We start from the raw sequence: 19,113 nt of genomic DNA, 5'->3' as shown, positions 1-19,113 counted from the left end.
GTTTAGTGACAAGATTATTACGCCTGATAATCTTCGGCGTCAATGTCATAGCCCGACGGCTCCCAGCGGATCGCGAGCAGCGACAGCAGGCCAATCAGCGGTGCGGCGGCGATAATCCAAAAGACCTGGGTATCCAGGGCTGCAACCAGCACTGGGAACAGAAACAGCGACAGGGTCGAGCTGCTGCGCATCAGGGTCTGGTTCAGGCCGACGCCGACGCCGCGCAGCGACGTTGGATAGCTCAACGACGCGAACGTCATGGTGTGTGCGCCAGGACCAAATCCCTGACCAAAGAGGAATAGCGCCAGCATCGCCACGGCCGCGATGCCTTCGCCCGCGCCGTCGGGGCGGCCAATCAGCGCCAGACCCAGCAGCGCCGCCAGCTGGCAGCTGTAGCCCGCCAGCGACATCTTCCACGCCCCTAAGCGCGGCACCAGCCGCACCGCCAGCAGACCGCCGACGAACGCAAAGAGCAGGTTCAGCGCCAGCGAGATGACAATCGTGTTCAGCATCGACTGCACAAAGAAGCTGGAGATAATCACCGGCAGACCGAAGGCGACGGCGTTATAGGCGAAGGAAGAGACGACCGACAGCAGAGTGGCGAGGGTGGTTCGCCGCAGATAGACGCCCTGGAACAGACGGAAATAGTTGCTCCACTGCGCTTTTTTCACCACTGGCGTCGGGTTATCCAGCGCGTCCTGCGCCACGTGGGCGTTGATGTTATAGGCCGTGCGGAGAATGGCGGCGGCCTCGCGCAGATTGCCCTGATTAGCGGCCCACACCGGCGATTCGCTCATATAGCGGCTGCGAATGGCGATAATCACCAGTGCAGGAACCGCGCCGAAACCGAGAATCAGCCGCCACAGCCAGTCGCTGTGGCTTTCCGGCAGCACGGCGTAGAACAAGAGCACCAGCAGATAGGAAATACTGATAGCGGCGTACCACGTCGGACACCACATGGCGACGCTGGCCGCTTTGTTGCCCGGCCCCTTAAGCTTTGAGAATTCACTCAGGAAGGCCATCGCCACCGGCAGGTCGATACCGACGCCGAGACCCATGACAAAACGGGCGCCGGTCAGCACGTATTCGTTGGGGGCCAGCGCGCAGGCGATCGCAGCGACCACAAAAAACAGCATATCGGCCATAAACACGCGGTAGCGGCCAATTTTATCCGTCAGGTAGCCGCCCAGCAGCGCGCCGACGATAGCCCCAAAGGTGATGGCCGAAGCCACCATGCCGGTCCCCGCCGGCGTCAGGTTAAACTCGCGGGTGATATCCTTCAGGCCGAAAGCCAGGGAGCCAAGATCGTAGGCGTCGAGAAAGATACCGCCGAGGGCGATGCCCATGACAATCCGCGCATTATTGCGCCCGCTGCTGCCTTCATTGATTAAACGCGACACGTCAGCGGCGCCGCGTATCCATCGAACTTCCCCGCCAGGCGACCCTGCCGCTGCGACCGGAGTCGCGTTGATTACGTCTGTCATGATGTTGTTCTGCGCTGTCGTATAAAAGATTCAGAGTAAACATCGCGGCGGACGGGGATAAATTATTTTTGGTTATAAGACATAGCTAAGTGATTGTTGTGAAATGATTATCTTTTGTCAGCGGGTGAGTTCAGGATGATTGGCTGCCAAAAAGGGCAATACAGAGAGAATGTCGGGGTAAAGGGGACCCGGCGCGCGCCGCCGGGCGGCAGATTATTTCTGCTCAGGCGTTTTTTTGTTCTTTTTCAACCGGGCCCAGATTTTAGTTTCCTGACGGCGCCACAGGCGCTGAATATTGTCGTGATGGCGCAGCAAAATCAGGCAGGAGAGCATGGAAACCGGGAAGGTATACTGCGGTTTGAACCACCAGACGTAGAAGGGGGCAATCAGCGCGCTGACAATAGCCCCGAGCGACGAATAGCCGCTGAGCAGGATGGTCAGCAGCCAGGTGCCCGCCATGACGCCGGTCAAATCCCAGCCGATGGGCGCGATAGCGCCGAAAGCGGTCGCCACGCCTTTACCGCCGCGGAAGTTAAAGAATACCGGCCAGATATGGCCCACGCAGGCCGCAATGGCGACCAGACCCAGCCAGAACGGCGTCAGACCGAGCGCCCAGGCCCCCCAGACGGGCAGCATGCCTTTGAGCACATCAAAAATAAGAACCGTTACGGCTGCTCCCTTGCCGCCAATTCGTAGTACGTTTGTCGCCCCGGGATTGCCGGAACCGCTATCGCGAGGGTCGGGCAGGCCGGCGAGACGACACACCAGAATGGCGCTGGAAATTGAGCCGCAGAGGTAGGCAAGGATAACCAGTCCAGGCGCGATTGCACTCATCAGCTGTTCCATTTTGAAAATGTCGTTTTGTCCCCGCTATCCTTCGCCTCGCTGGTGCGCCGGCGCGCTTCTTTCGTGCCGTCACCGGAGCGTGCATTGAGCCAGAACGCTTGCTGCGCCGCCGCTTTCCTGCAATACGAATTATTTAGGGGATGTCTTTGCATCTGTGGATAATACGCATAATTCGCCGGAAGTGGTATCCGGTTTAGCCAAAAAGCAGGCAGGTCGTGATGGATATTGTATTTATAGAGCAACTTTCGGTAATCACTACTATCGGTGTTTACGACTGGGAACAAACTATTGAACAGAAGCTGGTGTTCGATATCGAAATGGCGTGGGACAACCGCAAAGCGGCGAGCAGCGATGATGTCAGTGATTGCCTCAGCTATGCTGATATCAGCGAGCTGGTGATTGGTCACGTTGAAGGTGGGCGTTTCGCGCTGGTTGAACGCGTCGCGGAAGAGATTGCCGATCTGCTGCTGGAAAAATTCCCCTCGCCGTGGGTGCGGATTAAAGTCAGCAAACCGGGCGCCGTTGCCCGGGCGGCAAACGTGGGCGTAATTATCGAACGCAGTCGGGCGTAGCTTAATCTGAAACAAAACTTTTCAGGTCATACTCGTTAAACAATTTGTGTTTATACCGGTCGCAGGATTCGGCTATCGGGATATTTTATTGTCACCTGGTGTCAGGACAGCACTCGAAATTTTCGCGTACTCCGTGTACGCTCCGGTTTCATGCGCCGTCCGTCTCCAGACTGGCCGCATAAATTTCACCTGATGGAATGGTTCAGCGTATCTGGTTTTTTCATTTTACTTTTAAAGGGTTTATTGGATGAGCGATATACACTCGCTGCTGGTGGCGGCAATATTGGGTGTGGTTGAAGGTTTGACGGAATTTTTACCTGTTTCCAGTACTGGCCATATGATTATTGTTGGTCATCTTCTGGGTTTCGAAGGTGAGACGGCAAATACTTTTGAGGTGGTCATTCAGTTAGGTTCTATTCTTGCTGTTGTCGTGATGTTCTGGCGTCGTCTGTTTGGTTTGATCGGTATTCATTTCGGCAAACCACCGGAACATGAAGGCCAGGGAGGCGGCCGTTTATCGCTGATTCATATTTTATTAGGGATGGCGCCGGCGGTGGTGCTGGGCCTGGTGTTCCACGATACCATCAAATCGCTGTTCAACCCGGTCAACGTTATGTATGCGCTGATTGTGGGGGGCTTTCTGCTGATCGCGGCGGAAGTGCTGAAGCCAAAACAGCCGCGTGCTGTCGGCATTGATGATATGACCTATCGCCAGGCATTTATCATCGGCTGCTTCCAGTGCCTGGCGCTGTGGCCCGGCTTCTCTCGCTCCGGTGCGACCATTTCCGGCGGGATGTTGATGGGCGTAAGCCGCTATGCAGCGTCGGAGTTCTCCTTCCTGCTGGCGGTGCCGATGATGATGGGGGCGACCGTGCTGGATGTGTATAAGAGCATCGGTTTCCTCAACGCCAGCGATATTCCGATGTTTGCCGTCGGCTTTATCATGGCGTTCATCGTGGCGCTGATCGCGATTAAAACCTTCCTGCAGCTGATTAAACGTATTTCGTTTATCCCGTTTGCTATCTACCGTTTTGTCGTCGCGGCAATAGTTTACGTTATTTTCTTCTGAGTTTTACGCGCCGGTAAAACCGGGCCCTCAGTCGCCAGACTGAGGGCAGCGCTCTTCCTTCCATTTCGCGACCGCCAGAATACGGCGCCGCGTCAGCTCCTCACGAATCTCCGGCCCTTTAAAGCCCTGAGCAACCACCTCTTTCGTAGAGACCGATTGGGCGATGTGCCAGGCTTCAAGCAGCAGGCGTCCCTGCGGGTAGTCGCGGGCTTCGAAACCGGTACGTCCGCGCACATCGGCCTCGCTGGTTAAAGCGATTTGCATGACCCGGTGCGGCTTACGCCAGGCGTCGATATTATCAAACAGTTTGACCAGCGTTTTGGGCTGCAGTATGGGCAGGGTATGAATCAGGTCGTGAAATTCGGCGACCAGCTTTGCCAGATCGCGAATATCGTTCGGCACGCGCAGACGGGCGCAAAGCTGCTCGACCAGCCTGACGCCTGCCGGGCCGTGGCCGTGGTGGCGCGGCCAGAGCGCTTTTGGCGTCAGCCCTTTGCCGAGGTCGTGGCACAGGGTCGCAAAGCGCACGTCAATCTCCGGCGACAGCATCGCCGCCATCGTCAGAGTCATCAGCGTATGCACGCCGGTGTCGATTTCAGGATGCCATTTGGCGGGCGCCGGAACGCCGTACAGCGCGTCGATTTCCGGGAACAGCACGCCGAGCGCGCGGCAGTCGCGTAAGGTCTGGAAAAAGACCTGGGGATTCCGGGTGCCGAGGGCGTTTTCCGTCTCTTTCCAGACCCGCTCCGGCGTCAGATGCGCCAGTTCGCCGGCATCGGCCATGGCGCGCATCAGCGCCATGGTTTCGTCGGCAATACGAAAGCCCAGATGGGCATAGCGGGCGGCAAAGCGCGCCACGCGCAGAACGCGCAGCGGGTCTTCGCTGAAGGCGGGTGAGACGTGGCGCAGCAGGCGCAGACGCAAATCGGCCTGGCCGCCGTAGGGATCGACAATCAGGCCATCGGCATCCTGAGCCAGCGCATTGACCGTCAGATCGCGGCGCAGCAGATCTTGCTCCAGCGTGACGTCCGGGGCGGCATAGCAGGTGAAACCGGTATAGCCGGAACCCGATTTACGCTCGGTACGCGCCAGCGCATACTCTTCCCGGCTTTTCGGGTGCAGAAATACGGGGAAATCGCGGCCTACCTGCTGGTAGCCCGCTTCAAGCAACTGTTCAGGCGTGGCGCCGACCACGACCCAGTCTCTGTCTTTGACCGGTAGCCCTAATAACGCATCCCGAACTGCACCACCGACCAGATAAATCTTCACGCCCGACTCTCCCGTATCCACTTTGCTCAAGATGATACGTAAGTCTGGCAGAGAAGACGAATTAGTTCATCCACCGGTCTTTACGTTTACGGCTCGGGACCAGATGCGGCAGCACCAGTCCGAGCAGCAGTCCGACGCCAAGCACGCCGCCGCCGTACATAAACCACTGCATGATAATGGTGCGCTGCTTATCATCCAGCTGCAGATTCGCGGCATTCACCTTCTTCTGGGCGACAACCAGCTCATTTTTCAGCTTTTGGTTTTCGTCTTTCAGCGCGTTGATCACGGTATCGCTGCCGGCGACCTTTTTCTGCATGTCGGCGGTGCGCTGATTCCAGGTGGTGTCGATGTTATTCAGTTTGTCGGTCAGGGTTTTCACCTGATTTTGCAGATCCGGCACGCGGGTGCGCAGGCTGGGCTCGTTGCTCAGCTCTTTCAGCGGAATCCAGGCGGTACGGCCGTTGCCGTCGCGGATTTGGGCATAGCCGGTGCTGTCATTGGTCTGCAGCAGAGAAACTTCTTCCCCGGCGTTAATGGTGCCCTGAAGACGATAATTATCGCCCGGCCCCGTGCGAACCCAGGTGTTCAGTTCATCAGAAACATAACGTTTTTCTTCTGCATGAACCGCCGTGGCGGCGCTGAGCGCCAGTAAAGTAAAAGTGATAAGGCGTAATTTTGGCATCAGGTCATCGTTTGATCGTAAAAAGTTGAACGATAGTAGTGGCATCGCCATAGCGACGCAAAGTTTTCTGCCACAATCGGAAACATCCGGGAGGTGGCCCGGCAAAATGCGCATTGCATGGAGAATCGTCGCAAAATACTATCTACTGACAAAAAATATCGGCGATAGTTCGCCGTATTTTCCCGGCAGCGCAAAGAAGCGGAAGAATTCAGTCATGGCTCAAGAAATCGAATTAAAATTTATCGTCTCCGACAGCGGCGTGGAAACATTGCGCCAGCACCTTAATGCGCTTAACGCCCAGCACACTCCCGCGGGTCAATTGCTCAATATTTATTATGAAACGGCGGACAACTGGCTGCGTCGTCACGATATGGGGCTGCGCATCCGCGGCGATCGCGGCCGTTATGAAATGACCCTGAAAATCGCCGGTCGCGTGGTGGGCGGATTGCATCAGCGTCCGGAGTTCAACATTCCGCTGGAAAGCCCGGAACTGGCGCTGGAGCGCCTTCCTGCCGAGGTCTGGCCGCAGGGCGAGCTGCCCGCGGAGCTGGCGCAAAACGTACAGCCGCTGTTCAGTACCGATTTTGCGCGTGAAAAATGGGTGGTCAGCGAAGGGGAGAGCCAGATTGAAATCGCGCTCGATCGCGGAGAGGTGAAAACCCCTGAGCATCAGGAAGCGATTTGCGAGCTGGAGCTGGAACTGCTCTCTGGCAAGACGGAAGATGTGCTGGTTCTCGCCCGTCGTCTGCTGGAAACCGGCGTGTTGCGCCAGGGAAGTCTCAGCAAAGCGGCGCGCGGCTACCATCTTGCTCAGGGGAACGACGTACGCCCGGTACAGCCATTCGGCGTTCTGCAGGTGGCGCCCAAAGCCAGCGTAGAGCAGGGGCTGGAGGCCGCGCTGGAAAACGCGTTGGCGCACTGGCTGTATCATGACGAGGTCTGGAGCCGCGGTAATCCGTTGGCAAAAAGGGAGATCCTCCGCGCTATCGCCCGGGTGCGTCATGCGCTGGTGCTGTTTGGCGGCATCGTGCCGCGTAAGGCCACCGCGCCGCTGCGTGAACAGCTCGCTGAAGCGGAAGCTGCTCTGACGCAGGCCGGTAAGGAGCCTTCCGCGCTGTTCAGCCTTGCTGCAGTCAGCGCGAAGCTCGCGTTGACCGAATGGCTGGTGAACCGCAGCTGGCGCGTCTTTTTAAATGAGAATGCGCAGAAGAAGATCGCCGGCTCTTTTAAACGTTTCGCCGATATCCAGCTGTCGCGGGCGGCGGCGGAGTTAAAAAATGCGTTCCAGCAGATACCGGGGGACGATTACGACGGCCAGCTGCCGCGTCTGTCCCGCGACATCGACTGCATTCAGCTGCTTGCCGGCGCCTATGCCGCTGCGGCGGCCCCGTGGCTGGAGAACTGGCTGGAAGTCCGTCGCGCTATTGAGCACAAAGATCGCAGCGTCATTGAATATTTCCGCCGCCAGGCGTTGGCCGCGGAGCCGTTCTGGCTGCACAGTGGAAAACGATAATTTCAGGCCAGGGAGACCCCTATCATGCCGCTTTCTTCACAGTTACAGCAGCACTGGCAGACGGTTGTAGACCGACTGCCGGCGGATTTTCCATTACCCACGTTAAGTCCGCAGGCGCAGTCGGTGATGGCGTTCAGCGATTTCGTCCAGCAGAGTCTGGTGGCGCAGCCGCAGTGGCTGAGCGAACTTGAAAACTCGCCCCCTGAGGCGCAAGAGTGGCGTCACTATGCCGACTGGCTACAGGCCGCCCTGGACGGGGTCAACGACGAAGCGGCGCTGATGCGTGAGCTGCGCCTGTTTCGCCGCCGGATCATGGTGCGCATCGCCTGGGCACAGGCGCTGTCGCTGGTCAGTGAAGAGAGCAGTTTGCAGCAGTTAAGCACGCTGGCGGAGACGCTGATTGTCGCCGCCCGCGACTGGCTTTACACCGCCTGCTGTCACGAATGGGGGACCCCTTCCAGCGCCGAAGGAAAAGCGCAGCCGCTACTGATCCTCGGAATGGGGAAGCTGGGCGGAGGTGAACTCAATTTCTCGTCGGACATCGATCTGATTTTTGCCTGGCCTGAACATGGCGCAACCCGCGGCGGGCGCCGCGAGCTGGATAACGGGCAGTTTTTTACCCGCCTCGGTCAGCGGTTGATAAAAGTCCTCGATCAGCCAACTCAGGATGGCTTTGTGTATCGCGTTGATATGCGCCTGCGCCCCTTCGGCGACAGCGGGCCGCTGGTGCTGAGCTTTGCCGCGCTGGAAGATTACTATCAGGAACAAGGGCGCGACTGGGAGCGCTATGCGATGGTCAAAGCGCGGATCATGGGCGATAACGACGGCACCTATGCCAACGAACTGCGCGCCATGCTGCGGCCGTTCGTCTTCCGCCGCTACATCGACTTCAGCGTGATCCAGTCGCTGCGTAACATGAAGGGGATGATTGCCCGTGAAGTCCGCCGTCGCGGGCTGAAGGACAATATCAAGCTCGGCGCGGGCGGTATCCGCGAAATCGAATTTATCGTGCAGGTCTTCCAGCTGATCCGCGGTGGGCGTGAACCGGCGCTACAGCAGCGGGCGCTGCTTCCGACACTGGCGGCGATCGATGAACTGCACCTGCTGCCGGAAGGCGATGCCGCCCGGTTGCGTGACGCCTACCTGTTCTTACGCCGCCTGGAAAACCTGCTGCAAAGCATCAACGACGAGCAGACGCAAACTCTGCCGCAGGATGCGCTTAACCGCGCCCGCCTGGCGTGGGGGATGCATGTTGATGACTGGGAAGCGCTGAGCGCACAGCTGGAAGAGAAAATGGCCAGCGTACGGCGGGTGTTCAACGAGCTGATTGGCGATGATGAAGCGCAATCACCGGATGAGCTGCTGGAGGAGTACTGGCGCGAGCTGTGGCAGGATGCGCTGGAAGAGGATGACGCCAGCCCGGCGCTGGTCCATCTTGCGGACGACGACCGTCGCAGCGTGCTGGCGCTGATTGCCGATTTCCGTAAAGAGCTGGATAAACGCACCATCGGCCCGCGCGGGCGCCAGGTGCTGGATCAACTGATGCCGCATCTGCTCAGCGAAGTGTGTTCGCGGGCCGATGCGCCGGTGCCGCTGGCGCGCATTACGCCGCTTCTGACCGGCATCGTCACCCGAACCACCTACCTCGAATTGCTCAGCGAATATCCCGGCGCGTTGAAACATCTGATTAGCCTTTGCGCTGCCTCGCCAATGGTTGCCAGCCAGCTGGCGCGCCATCCGCTGCTGCTGGATGAACTGCTGGATCCCAATACGCTGTATCAGCCGACGGCGACCGATGCCTATCGCGATGAGCTGCGGCAATATCTGCTGCGTGTGCCGGAAGAGGACGAAGAGCAGCAGCTGGAGGCGCTGCGCCAGTTTAAGCAGGCGCAGCTGCTGCATATTGCCGCCGCCGATATTGCCGGGACGTTGCCGGTGATGAAAGTGAGCGATCACTTAACCTGGCTGGCCGAAGCGATGATTGATGCGGTGGTGCAGCAGGCGTGGATGCAGATGGTGGCGCGTTATGGCCAGCCGACGCACCTGCATGATCGTCAGGGGCGTGGTTTTGCGGTTGTCGGTTACGGGAAGCTAGGGGGCTGGGAGCTGGGCTACAGTTCGGACCTTGATCTGGTGTTCCTGCATGACTGTCCGATGGAGGTGATGACCGACGGGGAGCGCGAAATTGACGGTCGCCAGTTCTATCTGCGCCTCGCCCAACGCATTATGCACCTTTTCAGCACCCGCACCTCTTCAGGGATTCTCTACGAAGTGGATGCTCGCTTACGTCCGTCTGGCGCCGCGGGCATGCTGGTCACCACGGCCGATTCGTTTGCCGATTACCAGAAGAATGAAGCCTGGACCTGGGAACACCAGGCGCTGGTGCGCGCCCGCGTGGTCTATGGCGATCCCGAACTGCAGGTGCGTTTTGATACTATCCGTCGCGATATTCTCAGCGCGCCGCGTGAAGGGGCGACGCTGCAGACCGAGGTGCGGGAAATGCGCGAGAAAATGCGCGCCCATCTCGGCAATAAGCAGCGGGATCGCTTTGATATTAAAGCCGATGCCGGGGGCATTACCGACATTGAATTTATTACCCAGTATCTGGTCCTACGCTATGCGCACGAGAAGCCGAAGCTGACGCGCTGGTCTGATAACGTGCGCATTCTGGAACTGCTGGCGCAAAACGACATTATGGATGATGAAGAAGCGCGGGCGCTGACCCATGCCTACACCACGCTGCGCGATGCGCTGCATCGTCTGGCCTTGCAGGAACAGCCGGGGAACGTCGCTCCGGACGCCTTTACCCATGAACGTCAGCAGGTGAGCGCCAGCTGGCAGAAGTGGTTGATGGCTTAACTAAAAAACCGGGTGTGCTATTATCGCGCGCAAAGTTTGTATCTCGCAGGAGAGAGTCATGAAAGTAACGCTGCCGGAGTTTGAACGTGCAGGAGTGTTGGTGGTGGGCGATGTCATGCTGGACCGCTACTGGTATGGTCCCACCAGCCGTATTTCCCCCGAAGCCCCGGTACCGGTGGTCAAGGTGGAAAATATCGAAGAGCGTCCCGGCGGTGCGGCAAACGTGGCGATGAACATCGCCTCTCTCGGCGCGACTTCCCGCCTGGTTGGCCTGACCGGGATTGATGACGCCGCGCGTGCGCTCAGTAAAGCGCTGGCGGATGTCAACGTGAAGTGCGATTTCGTCTCCGTACCGACTCACCCGACCATCACCAAGCTGCGCGTGCTTTCGCGCAACCAGCAGCTGATCCGCCTGGATTTCGAAGAGGGATTCTCCGGCGTCGATCCGCAGCCGATGCACGACCGCATTCAGCAGACGCTGGGTACCATCGGGGCGCTGGTGCTGTCCGATTATGCCAAAGGCGCGCTGGCCAGCGTGCAGACCATGATTAAGCTGGCGCGCGATGCGGGCGTACCGGTGCTGATCGACCCGAAAGGCACCGATTTTGAACGCTATCGCGGTGCCACGCTGCTGACGCCGAACCTCTCCGAATTTGAAGCCGTCGCGGGCAAGTGCAAAGATGAAGCGGATATTGTCGAACGCGGCCTGAAAATTATTGCTGAGTTCGAACTCTCCGCGCTGCTGGTAACCCGCTCCGAGCAGGGGATGACGCTGCTGCAGCCGGGCCGTCCGCCGCTGCATATGCCGACTCAGGCGCAAGAAGTGTATGACGTCACCGGCGCCGGCGATACGGTGATTGGCGTGCTGGCGGCGACGCTGGCCTCCGGCAATACGCTGGAAGAGGCGTGCTACTTCGCCAACGCGGCGGCTGGCGTCGTGGTCGGCAAGCTGGGGACATCCACCGTTTCACCTATCGAGCTGGAAAACGCCGTGCGCGGGCGCGCGGAGACCGGGTTCGGCGTGATGAACGAAGACGAGCTGAAACAGGCCGTTGCGGCGGCACGTAAGCGCGGCGAGAAAGTGGTGATGACCAACGGCGTGTTTGACATTCTGCATGCGGGCCACGTCTCTTATCTGGCCAATGCACGCAAACTGGGCGATCGCTTGATCGTTGCGGTCAACAGCGATGCGTCGACCAAACGTCTGAAAGGCGAGTCTCGTCCGGTCAACCCGCTGGAGCAGCGGATGATCGTGCTCGGCGCGCTGGAAGCCGTCGACTGGGTCGTCTCATTTGAAGAGGATACGCCGCAGCGCCTGATCGCCGGCATTCTGCCGGACCTGCTGGTCAAAGGCGGCGACTATAAGCCGGAAGATATCGCGGGTAGCGAGGAAGTCTGGGCGAACGGCGGCGACGTGCTGGTGCTGAACTTTGAAGATGGTTGCTCGACCACCAACATTATTAAGAAGATCCAGAAAGACAGCAGTAAGTAATTTGTGACGCCGGTCGGGCGTTCTCGGGAGTGGGGTTACGCATCGCGAGGCCGAAGAACTCCGGATAATGCCCGACTCGAAAAGCCGACGATCGTCAGATCGCCGGTTTTTTTTATTTAATGATGGCAGAAATGATTCAGCGCAATAAACAGGCGATTTGAGCGCATTTTTCGTCCAAAAAGCGTTAGCGTAAGTATAAATACTGAAGTTAGTAGAAAGCATATGACCAATCAGAACACACACGGCTGAAGGAGTATGCGGATGAATCATCACGAACTGTATTCAATGAAGAACTTTGATTTTCTGGCCCTGAGTTTCGCCAGAATGCATGCACAGGGACACACCGTTGATCTCCAGGCTATTATTGGCAATATGGATGAAGATCATCGTGAGTGGTTTTGCCAACGGTATGAACTCTACTGCCGTCAGGTCAGTGCAGAGGCCGCATCGCGGCCAGAGCTAGAACACTGAAACAACAACGGGCCTGAGGGCCCGTTGTTTTTACTGCTTCTCGTCGACGCTCGGGGCCGCCGCGCGGCTTTCCAGATCGCTGATACGCTGCTCCAGCAGCGCCAGTTTTTCGCGAGTGCGCAGCAGCACCTGCGTCTGCACATCAAACTCTTCGCGACTGACCAAATCCAGGCGGGTCAGCTGAGACTGGAGTACCTGACGGATCTTTTTCTCGACATCTTCCCCAAGATCGCGAAGGCCTTTCGGCATCGATTCATGGACCTGGCGGGCGATTTGTTCAATTTTTTTCGGGTCAATCATGGTGGTTTCCTGCTCTGGTCGGTTTGTCGTTCATTGTAGTGCGATCGACGCTGCCTATAAACCAGAAATGTTTGAAGCTTATGCATTGCCGAGGATAATCAATAGCGTTATAGTTACCTTGCTTATTCTCAGGGCGGGGCGAAATTCCCCACCGGCGGTAAATCAACCATTGCGTTGAAAGCCCGCGAGCGCTTTCTGCACCAGCAGAAAGGTCAGCAGATCCGGTGTAATTCCGGGGCCGACGGTTAAAGTCCGGATGGGAGAGAGTAACGGCTCAGTCGGGTCTCGATCCGCTTGCGTTGACTTTTGCCGCTAAACCGGCGCTCCTAAGACTGCCCTGATTCTGGTAACCATAATTTTAATGAGGTTTATTTACCATGAATCAGACGCTCCTTTCCTCTTTTGGTACCGCTTTTGAACGTGTGGAACACGCTTTAAATGCACTGCGCGAAGGCCGCGGGGTGATGGTGCTTGATGATGAAGACCGTGAAAACGAAGGCGACATGATTTTCGCCGCCGAAACCATGACCGTCGAGCAGATGGCGCTGACCATCCGCCACGGCAGCGGCATTGTCTGCCTGTGCCTGACCGATGAACGCCGTAAGCAACTTGATCTGCCGATGATGGTGGAAAACAACACCAGCGCATACGGCACCGGCTTTACCGTGACCATCGAAGCTGCGGAAGGCGTCACCACCGGCGTTTCCGCCGCTGACCGCGTGACCACCGTGCGCGCGGCTATTGCCGACGGTGCTAAACCTTCTGACCTCAACCGTCCCGGCCATGTCTTCCCGCTGCGCGCGCAGCCGGGCGGCGTGTTGACCCGCGGCGGTCACACGGAAGCGACCATCGACCTGGTAACGTTGGCGGGCTTTAAACCGGCTGGCGTGCTGTGTGAACTGACGAATGACGATGGCTCTATGGCGCGCGCGCCGGAGTGCATTGCGTTCGCGCAGAAGCATGATATGGCTGTCGTCACCATTGAAGATCTGGTGGCCTATCGTCGCGAACATGAGCGCAAAGCCAGCTGATTGTGGCCCCGCATCATGGCAAAGCCCACCTCAGCGTGGGCTTTGTTGTTTTTTAGCCTCAGCCAATACCCATGGCCTGCAGCACAACCAGGCTTAACCCCATCACCGACATCCCACACAGCACGCCATAACTTGGGTTGCTCTGCGGATCGATCTCTTTTGCCAGCGGCATCAGCTCATCAACCGACAGCGCCACCATGATCCCGGCAACGGCTGCCATAACGGCGCCCATTACGACGGGCGACACCAGGCTACCGAGGATCAGCCAGGCCAGCAGGCCGCCGAGAATTTCCGCCATCCCGGAAAGCCCTGCCCACAGTACCGCCTTATGCCGTGAACCGGTGGCGGCATAAACCGGGCCAGCCACCGCCAGCCCCTCGGGAATATTGTGTAAAGCGACCGCCAGTGCGACGCCCATCCCCAGCTCGAGGTTATTACTGGCCGTCACAAAGGTGGCGATCCCTTCCGGGAAGTTGTGCAGGCTGATGCCCAGAGTCAATAACATTGCGGTTCGGCGAAGATTACGCGGGCGCGGCATACCTGACAGCAGATCCTGCGGATGCGCGTGGGGCAGCATACGGTCGAGCGCAAAGTAGCCCAGCAGGCCGATGACAAACATGCCGTAACCGAGCAGCGGCGACATGCCTTGCGCGTTCAGCGCGGCGGGAAGCATCTCCATCAGTGAGATAAGCAGCATGATGCCCGCGGCAAAGCCGAGGGAAAATCCCAGCAGCCGGTTGGATGGCTTCTGACCGAGGACGCCGAAAATAGCGCCGATAAATGTGGCGCTACCCGCCAGCAGCGTCAATATTAAAGGTGACGACATTATTCATTTCCTTTGATAATGATTATCATTAATGATATCGGGATTTCCTGCTAACGGCGAGAGGGGGAGGCAGCCCTTTACAGCGAATTACATTCAAATTTTCTGACGATCATCATCATGCTTATCTGAGTTTATCCTGACGCAAAAACGCGTAATGTAAAGACATCACCATTCCTCTGTTTAAGGATATCACCATGTCCCGTACCCGAATGCCAGCGTTGTTTTTAGGCCACGGCAGCCCGATGAACGTGCTGGAAGATAACATCTATACCCGCGCCTGGCGGCAGCTGGGCGAAACATTGCCGCGGCCAAAAGCCATTGTTGTGGTTTCTGCGCACTGGTTTACTCGCGGTACCGGGGTCACGGCTATGGAAACGCCGAAGACGATCCACGATTTTGGCGGCTTCCCGCAGGCGCTGTACGATACGCATTATCCGGCTCCCGGTTCTCCGGAACTGGCGCAGCGTCTGGTTGAGCTGCTGGCGCCGGTCCCTGTGACCCTGGATAAAGAAGCCTGGGGTTTCGATCATGGCTCATGGGGCGTGCTGATAAAAATGTACCCCGATGCGGACATCCCGATGGTGCAGTTGAGCATCGACAGCACCAAACCGGCAGCCTGGCATATGGAGATGGGGCGTAAGCTGGCGGCGCTGCGTGATGAAGGCATCATGCTGGTGGCGAGCGGTAACGTGGTGCATAACCTGAGAACGGCACGCTGGCATGGCGAGAGTACGCCTTATCCGTGGGCAGAATCATTTAATGACTACGTGAAAAGCAACCTGAGCTGGAAGGGACCGGTTGCAGAGCATCCGCTGGTGAACTATCTGGCGCATGAGGGAGGATCGCTTTCTAACCCGACCGCGGATCACTTCCTGCCGCTGCTCTACGCTTTGGGCACCTGGGACGGCGAAGAACCGATATCTATTCCGGTGGAAGGGATGGAGATGGGATCGCTGAGCATGCTGTCGGTGCTGATTGGGGCGTAGAAGAGAGCGTAATAACCCCGGCAGGCGTCAGCGCCGCCGGGGGATATCTTATTCGACGAAAATGTGCGGGTAGAAACGCGACAGATCCTGGGTTATCAACGCCCGATCCTCGCGTACGCCGATACCGGCTGGCCGATCGTTGATGAGCCAGCTGCCGATCAGCGTGTAGCTGTCGCCAAACTTCGGCAGCGGATAGAACTCCTGCACGATGGTGCCTTCTTCTCCGTAGGGACCCTCTACCGCTTCCAGCACTTTGCCGTTTTCCACGATCGACACGTTGGCTCCTTCACGGGAGAAAATAGGCTTAATGACGTACTTCTCCATTTCCGGATGCGCATCTTCGCTGAAGTAAGCTGCCAGCAGGTTAGGGTGGTTCGGGAACATCTCCCACAGCAGCGGAAGTAAAGCTTTGTTCGAAATGATGCTCTTCCACGCCGGTTCCAGCCAGCGTACGCCCGCGTCTTCCAGTTTGGTGGAGAACATCTCGCGCAGCATATACTCCCATGGGTAGAGCTTGAACAGGTTGCCAATCACCTGATCCTGCAGGTCGGTAAACTGACCTTTTTCACCCAGACCGATATCTTCGATATACAGAAACTCGGTGGCCACACCCGCTTCTGCGGCACAGTCCTGCAGGTACTGCACGGTACCGCGATCTTCTTCGGTATCGCGACAGCAGGCCATATGCAGTAGCTGGAAGCCAAACTGCTCGCGCAGCTCGGCAAAACGCTCGATCAGCTTTTCCTGCAGGCTGTTGAACTGGTCGCTGCCTGCCGGCAGCTGGCCGGCGTTGATCTGATCTTCCAGCCAAATCCACTGGAAGAAGGCGGCTTCATACAGCGAGGTCGGCGTGTCGGCGTTGTTCTCCAGCAGCTTCGGCTCGCCTGTGCCGTCCCACGCCAAATCGAGGCGTGAGTAGAGCGACGGCTGGTTGGTTTTCCACGACTGGCGCACGAAGCCCCAGGTATGTTTCGGGATGCGGAACTTCGCCATCAGCTCATCGCTGGCGATAACTTTTTCTACCGCCTGCAGACACATTTGGTGCAGGTCGGCGGTGACCTCTTCGAGCTTCTCAACCTGCGCCAGCGTCAGTTTGTAATAGGCCTCTTCGCTCCAGTACGGCTCGCCATACATCGTATGAAAGTTGAAGCCGTATTCGGTCGCCTTTTCACGCCAGTCCGGGCGTTCCGTGATGCTGATTCTTTCCATGTGATTTAGCCGCCCATTGAGCGGGAAGAAGAGGTACCCGCAGCGCTGCGCTGCATGGCGGATTGCTTCGCGACCGATTCACCAAACCCACCGCGGGTGACGGTGCTGGTGGTGGCCGGTTTTGGCGCCATCGCCGTCTTCGGTACGTTCATCGTCCGACCCGGTTGCGCCGCGCCGTAGCTCTTACCACCGGCATCGGTGTACTGACCATAGGCTGGGCTGGCCGGGTTTTTCGAGCTGAACAGCGGCTGCTGCGCACCCATGCCTCCGCCCATCAGACGGCCCATCATGTAGCCTGCCATCAGCGGCATCCAGAAGCTGCCGCTGCTTTGCGCCTGCGCCTGGTTTTCCGGCGCTACGCCCGCCTGAGCCGGCGTTTGCTGGCACTGGCCTTCGCCGAATTCAGCGACGCAATCTTCACGCGTGGCGTATTTCGGCGCGGTACGTACCGCTTCTTTCTGAGCATTGTTGAAAGCGGTGGTACATTCTGCGCTTTTTCCCGGATTGGCTGCAGAGCAGTCATCGGCGTTTTGGTACAGAGAAACCGTCTCGTCGGTTTTTTCACAACCGGCAAGCATAAATACGGCCGTAACGGCAAGGGCGACCGGTGTCAGATGGCGAGCGCTCCAGCTTTTACGGAACGAGGCATGATTAATATTTTTTGTCCGTTTCATATTTGTCTTCCAGGACCCAGTGGTATTGCAAATTGTTAACGCTCAGGATAGAGGATGAGTGGTGGAAAATGAAGCGAAGAGGGGCGGAAAGGAGGGGATCTTTACGTTGCCTTACGTTTAGCGCTTCGCTTAGCGGAATTCGTTAAGCGAAGCGCCATGACGCAATGACGATTACTGGCGGAAAGGATTGGTGCCGCTGGTTTTCGTGGCGCGGGTTGACGCCGATGTCGCCGCCGGGGCTGCATTGCTGCTGTAGCCATCAGCGTTAGCATCCTGCTGCGGGGTTTCCGGCGCGACGCTATCTGGCGAGGTCGACACAGGTTTGCCCAACGTATTGTTCAGCGCAACCAGATCCTGCTCATTCAGTGTCCCGAGAGCAGATTTGACATTCAGCTGATTAATCAGGTAGTTATAACGCGCGCTGGAGAGCTGCTGCTTGGCGTTGTACAGGGTCGTTGTGGCATCCAGGACGTCGACGATGGTACGCGTCCCCACGGAATAGCCTGCTTCCATGGCATCAAGGGAGCTCTGCGCAGAAACCACCGCCTGTTTGTAGGCGTTGATGCTGCTGATAGAGGCATTGATGTTATTAAAGGAAGAACGAACGGTCTGAACCACGCTGCGATGCGCGCTTTCCAGCAGCTCGCTGGCGCCGACGAAGTTGTACTGCGCCTGTTTCACCTGCGAGTTAACCATCCCGCCCTGATACAGCGGCAGCGAGAAATTCAGGCCGATTTTGTTCTGCCCGACATCAGTGTCGCCATAGCGCGTTGGATCGTTGGTTTTTGAACCGTTGTAGGTGGTGTTCGAGATCCCGGTCGAGGCGGTTAAATTCAGGGTCGGCAGATGGCCGTCCTGCGCCTGACGGATCTGTTCGCGGGCCAGATCCTGGCTCAGACGTGCCTGCAGCAGCGACAGATTGCGGTTTTCCGCTTCTTTCAGCAGCGCGTTCACCGTCTGCGGTTTGTTGGTTTTAAAACCGCCAACGTTCAGCGATGACAGCTGCGGATAGTAGTTACCGGTTACCTGGCGCAGCGCTTCTACCGCGTTGTCGAGGTTGTTGCGCGCGGTCACTTCGTTTGCCAGTACGGAGTCGTACTGTGAACGGGCGTTCTGCACATCGGTGATCGCCACAAGACCAACGTTAAAGCGCTGGGTGGTCTGATCCAGCTGGCGGTAGATGGCCTGTTTCTGTGCTTCGGTATAGGAAAGCGTATCAATGGCGCTCAGGACGTTAAAGTAAGCCGTCGCGGTGTTCAGAATCAGCGTTTGCTGGTTGGTCTGATAGGTGACGTCCTGAATGCCAGCTTGTTTTTCCTGTAGCGTCAGCGAGCGCCATTTCGACATATCGAAAAGAACCTGCGTTAACTGCAGCGAGCCGCTGGTGACGTTCGAGTTCACGCCGTTGCTGTCGCGATAACCATTGGTGTAAGTATAATCCGCGCCCAGGCCAAGCTGAGGCAGTAACGGGCTACGTGCTTCGTTGATCTTCTCGAATGCAGCATCACGATCGGCTGCTGATTTACGCAGGTCAGGGTTGCTGACGCGCGCCTGCTGATAAACCTGCATCAGGTTTTCTGCCTGGCTCATGGCGCTGAAGCCAGTCAGGCCCAGACCGATGAGGATGGGGAAAAGTTTCTTCATTTGCATTCCTTGTTGTGAAGCATAAAGCGCTGCCCAAATTCTAAAAATATTCGCTGATTGTATCGACTCTGCCGCAGTAAAAAGTTGGCGTTACGTGCCATCCGGCGGTAATTTGCACCAATCTAACATATGGACTGTAAAACGATAGCCAAACGGCTTATAAATCCTTACTTTCGGAGGCGCGGG

At 57.6% G+C, this 19,113-nt stretch carries 17 protein-coding genes and 1 riboswitch; of the genes, 8 read left to right on the top strand and 9 right to left on the bottom strand.

Features of this window, described 5'->3' with window-relative positions:
- Window positions 1-17: 17 nt before the first annotated feature.
- Both CWM52_RS07480 and plsY read right to left on the bottom strand, forming a co-directional pair.
- Window positions 18-1,484 carry an MFS transporter gene (locus CWM52_RS07480; RefSeq protein ID WP_100683525.1) on the bottom strand — a complete coding sequence of 489 codons (1,467 nt, stop codon included), beginning with the start codon at window positions 1,482-1,484 and terminating at the stop codon, window positions 18-20.
- A gap of 213 nt (window positions 1,485-1,697) precedes the next feature.
- A complete protein-coding gene (gene plsY, locus CWM52_RS07475; RefSeq protein WP_004867810.1) occupies window positions 1,698-2,318 on the bottom strand; it encodes a glycerol-3-phosphate 1-O-acyltransferase PlsY in 621 nt (206 codons plus the stop codon).
- Window positions 2,319-2,548: 230 nt separating this feature from the next.
- Between plsY and folB the strand changes: the two genes are divergently transcribed.
- Both folB and bacA read left to right on the top strand, forming a co-directional pair.
- Window positions 2,549-2,902, top strand: a complete 354-nt coding sequence (gene folB / locus CWM52_RS07470) for a bifunctional dihydroneopterin aldolase/7,8-dihydroneopterin epimerase (protein WP_100683524.1) — start codon at window positions 2,549-2,551, stop codon at window positions 2,900-2,902.
- A gap of 247 nt (window positions 2,903-3,149) precedes the next feature.
- Complete coding sequence (bacA, locus tag CWM52_RS07465) at window positions 3,150-3,971, top strand: undecaprenyl-diphosphate phosphatase (RefSeq protein WP_100683523.1); 822 nt, start codon at window positions 3,150-3,152, stop codon at window positions 3,969-3,971.
- Between the two features lie 27 nt (window positions 3,972-3,998).
- Here bacA and CWM52_RS07460 read toward each other — a convergent pair whose 3' ends face one another.
- Together CWM52_RS07460 and CWM52_RS07455 are read right to left on the bottom strand one after the other, a co-directional pair.
- The gene (locus CWM52_RS07460; RefSeq protein WP_100683522.1) at window positions 3,999-5,240 is read right to left on the bottom strand and encodes a multifunctional CCA addition/repair protein; all 1,242 of its coding nucleotides are present in this window, start codon (window positions 5,238-5,240) and stop codon (window positions 3,999-4,001) included.
- A 61-nt stretch (window positions 5,241-5,301) separates the two neighbouring features.
- Window positions 5,302-5,922, bottom strand: a complete 621-nt coding sequence (locus tag CWM52_RS07455; RefSeq protein ID WP_100683521.1) for a TIGR04211 family SH3 domain-containing protein — start codon at window positions 5,920-5,922, stop codon at window positions 5,302-5,304.
- Window positions 5,923-6,136: 214 nt separating this feature from the next.
- On the opposite strand from CWM52_RS07455, the gene CWM52_RS07450 reads away from it, so the two are divergent.
- The 4 genes from CWM52_RS07450 to glgS all read left to right on the top strand — a co-directional run bounded on the left by CWM52_RS07450 (window position 6,137) and on the right by glgS (window position 12,257).
- Entirely contained in the window at window positions 6,137-7,435 is a 1,299-nt protein-coding gene (locus CWM52_RS07450; protein WP_100683520.1) for an inorganic triphosphatase, read from the top strand.
- Between the two features lie 21 nt (window positions 7,436-7,456).
- A complete protein-coding gene (gene glnE / locus CWM52_RS07445; protein ID WP_165785355.1) occupies window positions 7,457-10,294 on the top strand; it encodes a bifunctional [glutamate--ammonia ligase]-adenylyl-L-tyrosine phosphorylase/[glutamate--ammonia-ligase] adenylyltransferase in 2,838 nt (945 codons plus the stop codon).
- A 58-nt stretch (window positions 10,295-10,352) separates the two neighbouring features.
- Window positions 10,353-11,786 carry a bifunctional D-glycero-beta-D-manno-heptose-7-phosphate kinase/D-glycero-beta-D-manno-heptose 1-phosphate adenylyltransferase HldE gene (gene hldE / locus CWM52_RS07440; RefSeq protein ID WP_100683518.1) on the top strand — a complete coding sequence of 478 codons (1,434 nt, stop codon included), beginning with the start codon at window positions 10,353-10,355 and terminating at the stop codon, window positions 11,784-11,786.
- Window positions 11,787-12,047: 261 nt separating this feature from the next.
- Window positions 12,048-12,257, top strand: coding sequence for a cell surface composition regulator GlgS (gene glgS, locus CWM52_RS07435; RefSeq protein ID WP_100683517.1), 210 nt, complete (start codon window positions 12,048-12,050; stop codon window positions 12,255-12,257).
- Between the two features lie 30 nt (window positions 12,258-12,287).
- On the opposite strand, the gene ubiK is transcribed toward glgS, so the two are convergent.
- Window positions 12,288-12,557: a ubiquinone biosynthesis accessory factor UbiK gene (gene ubiK / locus CWM52_RS07430; RefSeq protein WP_100683516.1), complete on the bottom strand. Its 270-nt coding sequence runs from the start codon at window positions 12,555-12,557 to the stop codon at window positions 12,288-12,290.
- A gap of 120 nt (window positions 12,558-12,677) precedes the next feature.
- A riboswitch (FMN riboswitch) is annotated at window positions 12,678-12,829 on the top strand.
- 105 nt (window positions 12,830-12,934) lie between these two features.
- On the opposite strand from ubiK, the gene ribB reads away from it, so the two are divergent.
- On the top strand, window positions 12,935-13,588 hold the full coding sequence (gene ribB, locus CWM52_RS07425) for a 3,4-dihydroxy-2-butanone-4-phosphate synthase (protein WP_100683515.1): 654 nt from the start codon (window positions 12,935-12,937) through the stop codon (window positions 13,586-13,588).
- Between the two features lie 58 nt (window positions 13,589-13,646).
- On the opposite strand, the gene zupT is transcribed toward ribB, so the two are convergent.
- Window positions 13,647-14,414 (bottom strand): zinc transporter ZupT, encoded by a 768-nt coding sequence (gene zupT / locus CWM52_RS07420; RefSeq protein ID WP_100683514.1) that lies wholly within the window; start codon window positions 14,412-14,414, stop codon window positions 13,647-13,649.
- Between the two features lie 194 nt (window positions 14,415-14,608).
- Here zupT and ygiD point away from each other — a divergent pair, with 194 nt between their 5' ends.
- Complete coding sequence (ygiD, locus tag CWM52_RS07415) at window positions 14,609-15,400, top strand: 4,5-DOPA dioxygenase extradiol (protein ID WP_100683513.1); 792 nt, start codon at window positions 14,609-14,611, stop codon at window positions 15,398-15,400.
- A 48-nt stretch (window positions 15,401-15,448) separates the two neighbouring features.
- Here the strand turns inward: ygiD and CWM52_RS07410 are convergent, their stop codons facing one another.
- The 3 genes from CWM52_RS07410 to tolC all read right to left on the bottom strand — a co-directional run bounded on the left by CWM52_RS07410 (window position 15,449) and on the right by tolC (window position 18,927).
- Window positions 15,449-16,609, bottom strand: coding sequence for a glutathionylspermidine synthase family protein (locus CWM52_RS07410; RefSeq protein WP_100683512.1), 1,161 nt, complete (start codon window positions 16,607-16,609; stop codon window positions 15,449-15,451).
- A 5-nt stretch (window positions 16,610-16,614) separates the two neighbouring features.
- Window positions 16,615-17,283, bottom strand: a complete 669-nt coding sequence (locus CWM52_RS07405; protein WP_100683511.1) for a DUF1190 family protein — start codon at window positions 17,281-17,283, stop codon at window positions 16,615-16,617.
- Window positions 17,284-17,454: 171 nt separating this feature from the next.
- Window positions 17,455-18,927: an outer membrane channel protein TolC gene (gene tolC / locus CWM52_RS07400; RefSeq protein ID WP_100683510.1), complete on the bottom strand. Its 1,473-nt coding sequence runs from the start codon at window positions 18,925-18,927 to the stop codon at window positions 17,455-17,457.
- Window positions 18,928-19,113: the final 186 nt, after the last annotated feature.

The organism is Raoultella sp. T31, from assembly GCF_002806725.1.
Lineage (GTDB): Bacteria > Pseudomonadota > Gammaproteobacteria > Enterobacterales > Enterobacteriaceae > Klebsiella > Klebsiella electrica.
The sequence above is the reverse complement of the archived record's forward strand: the minus strand, read 5'-3'. Positions and strand labels throughout refer to the sequence as shown.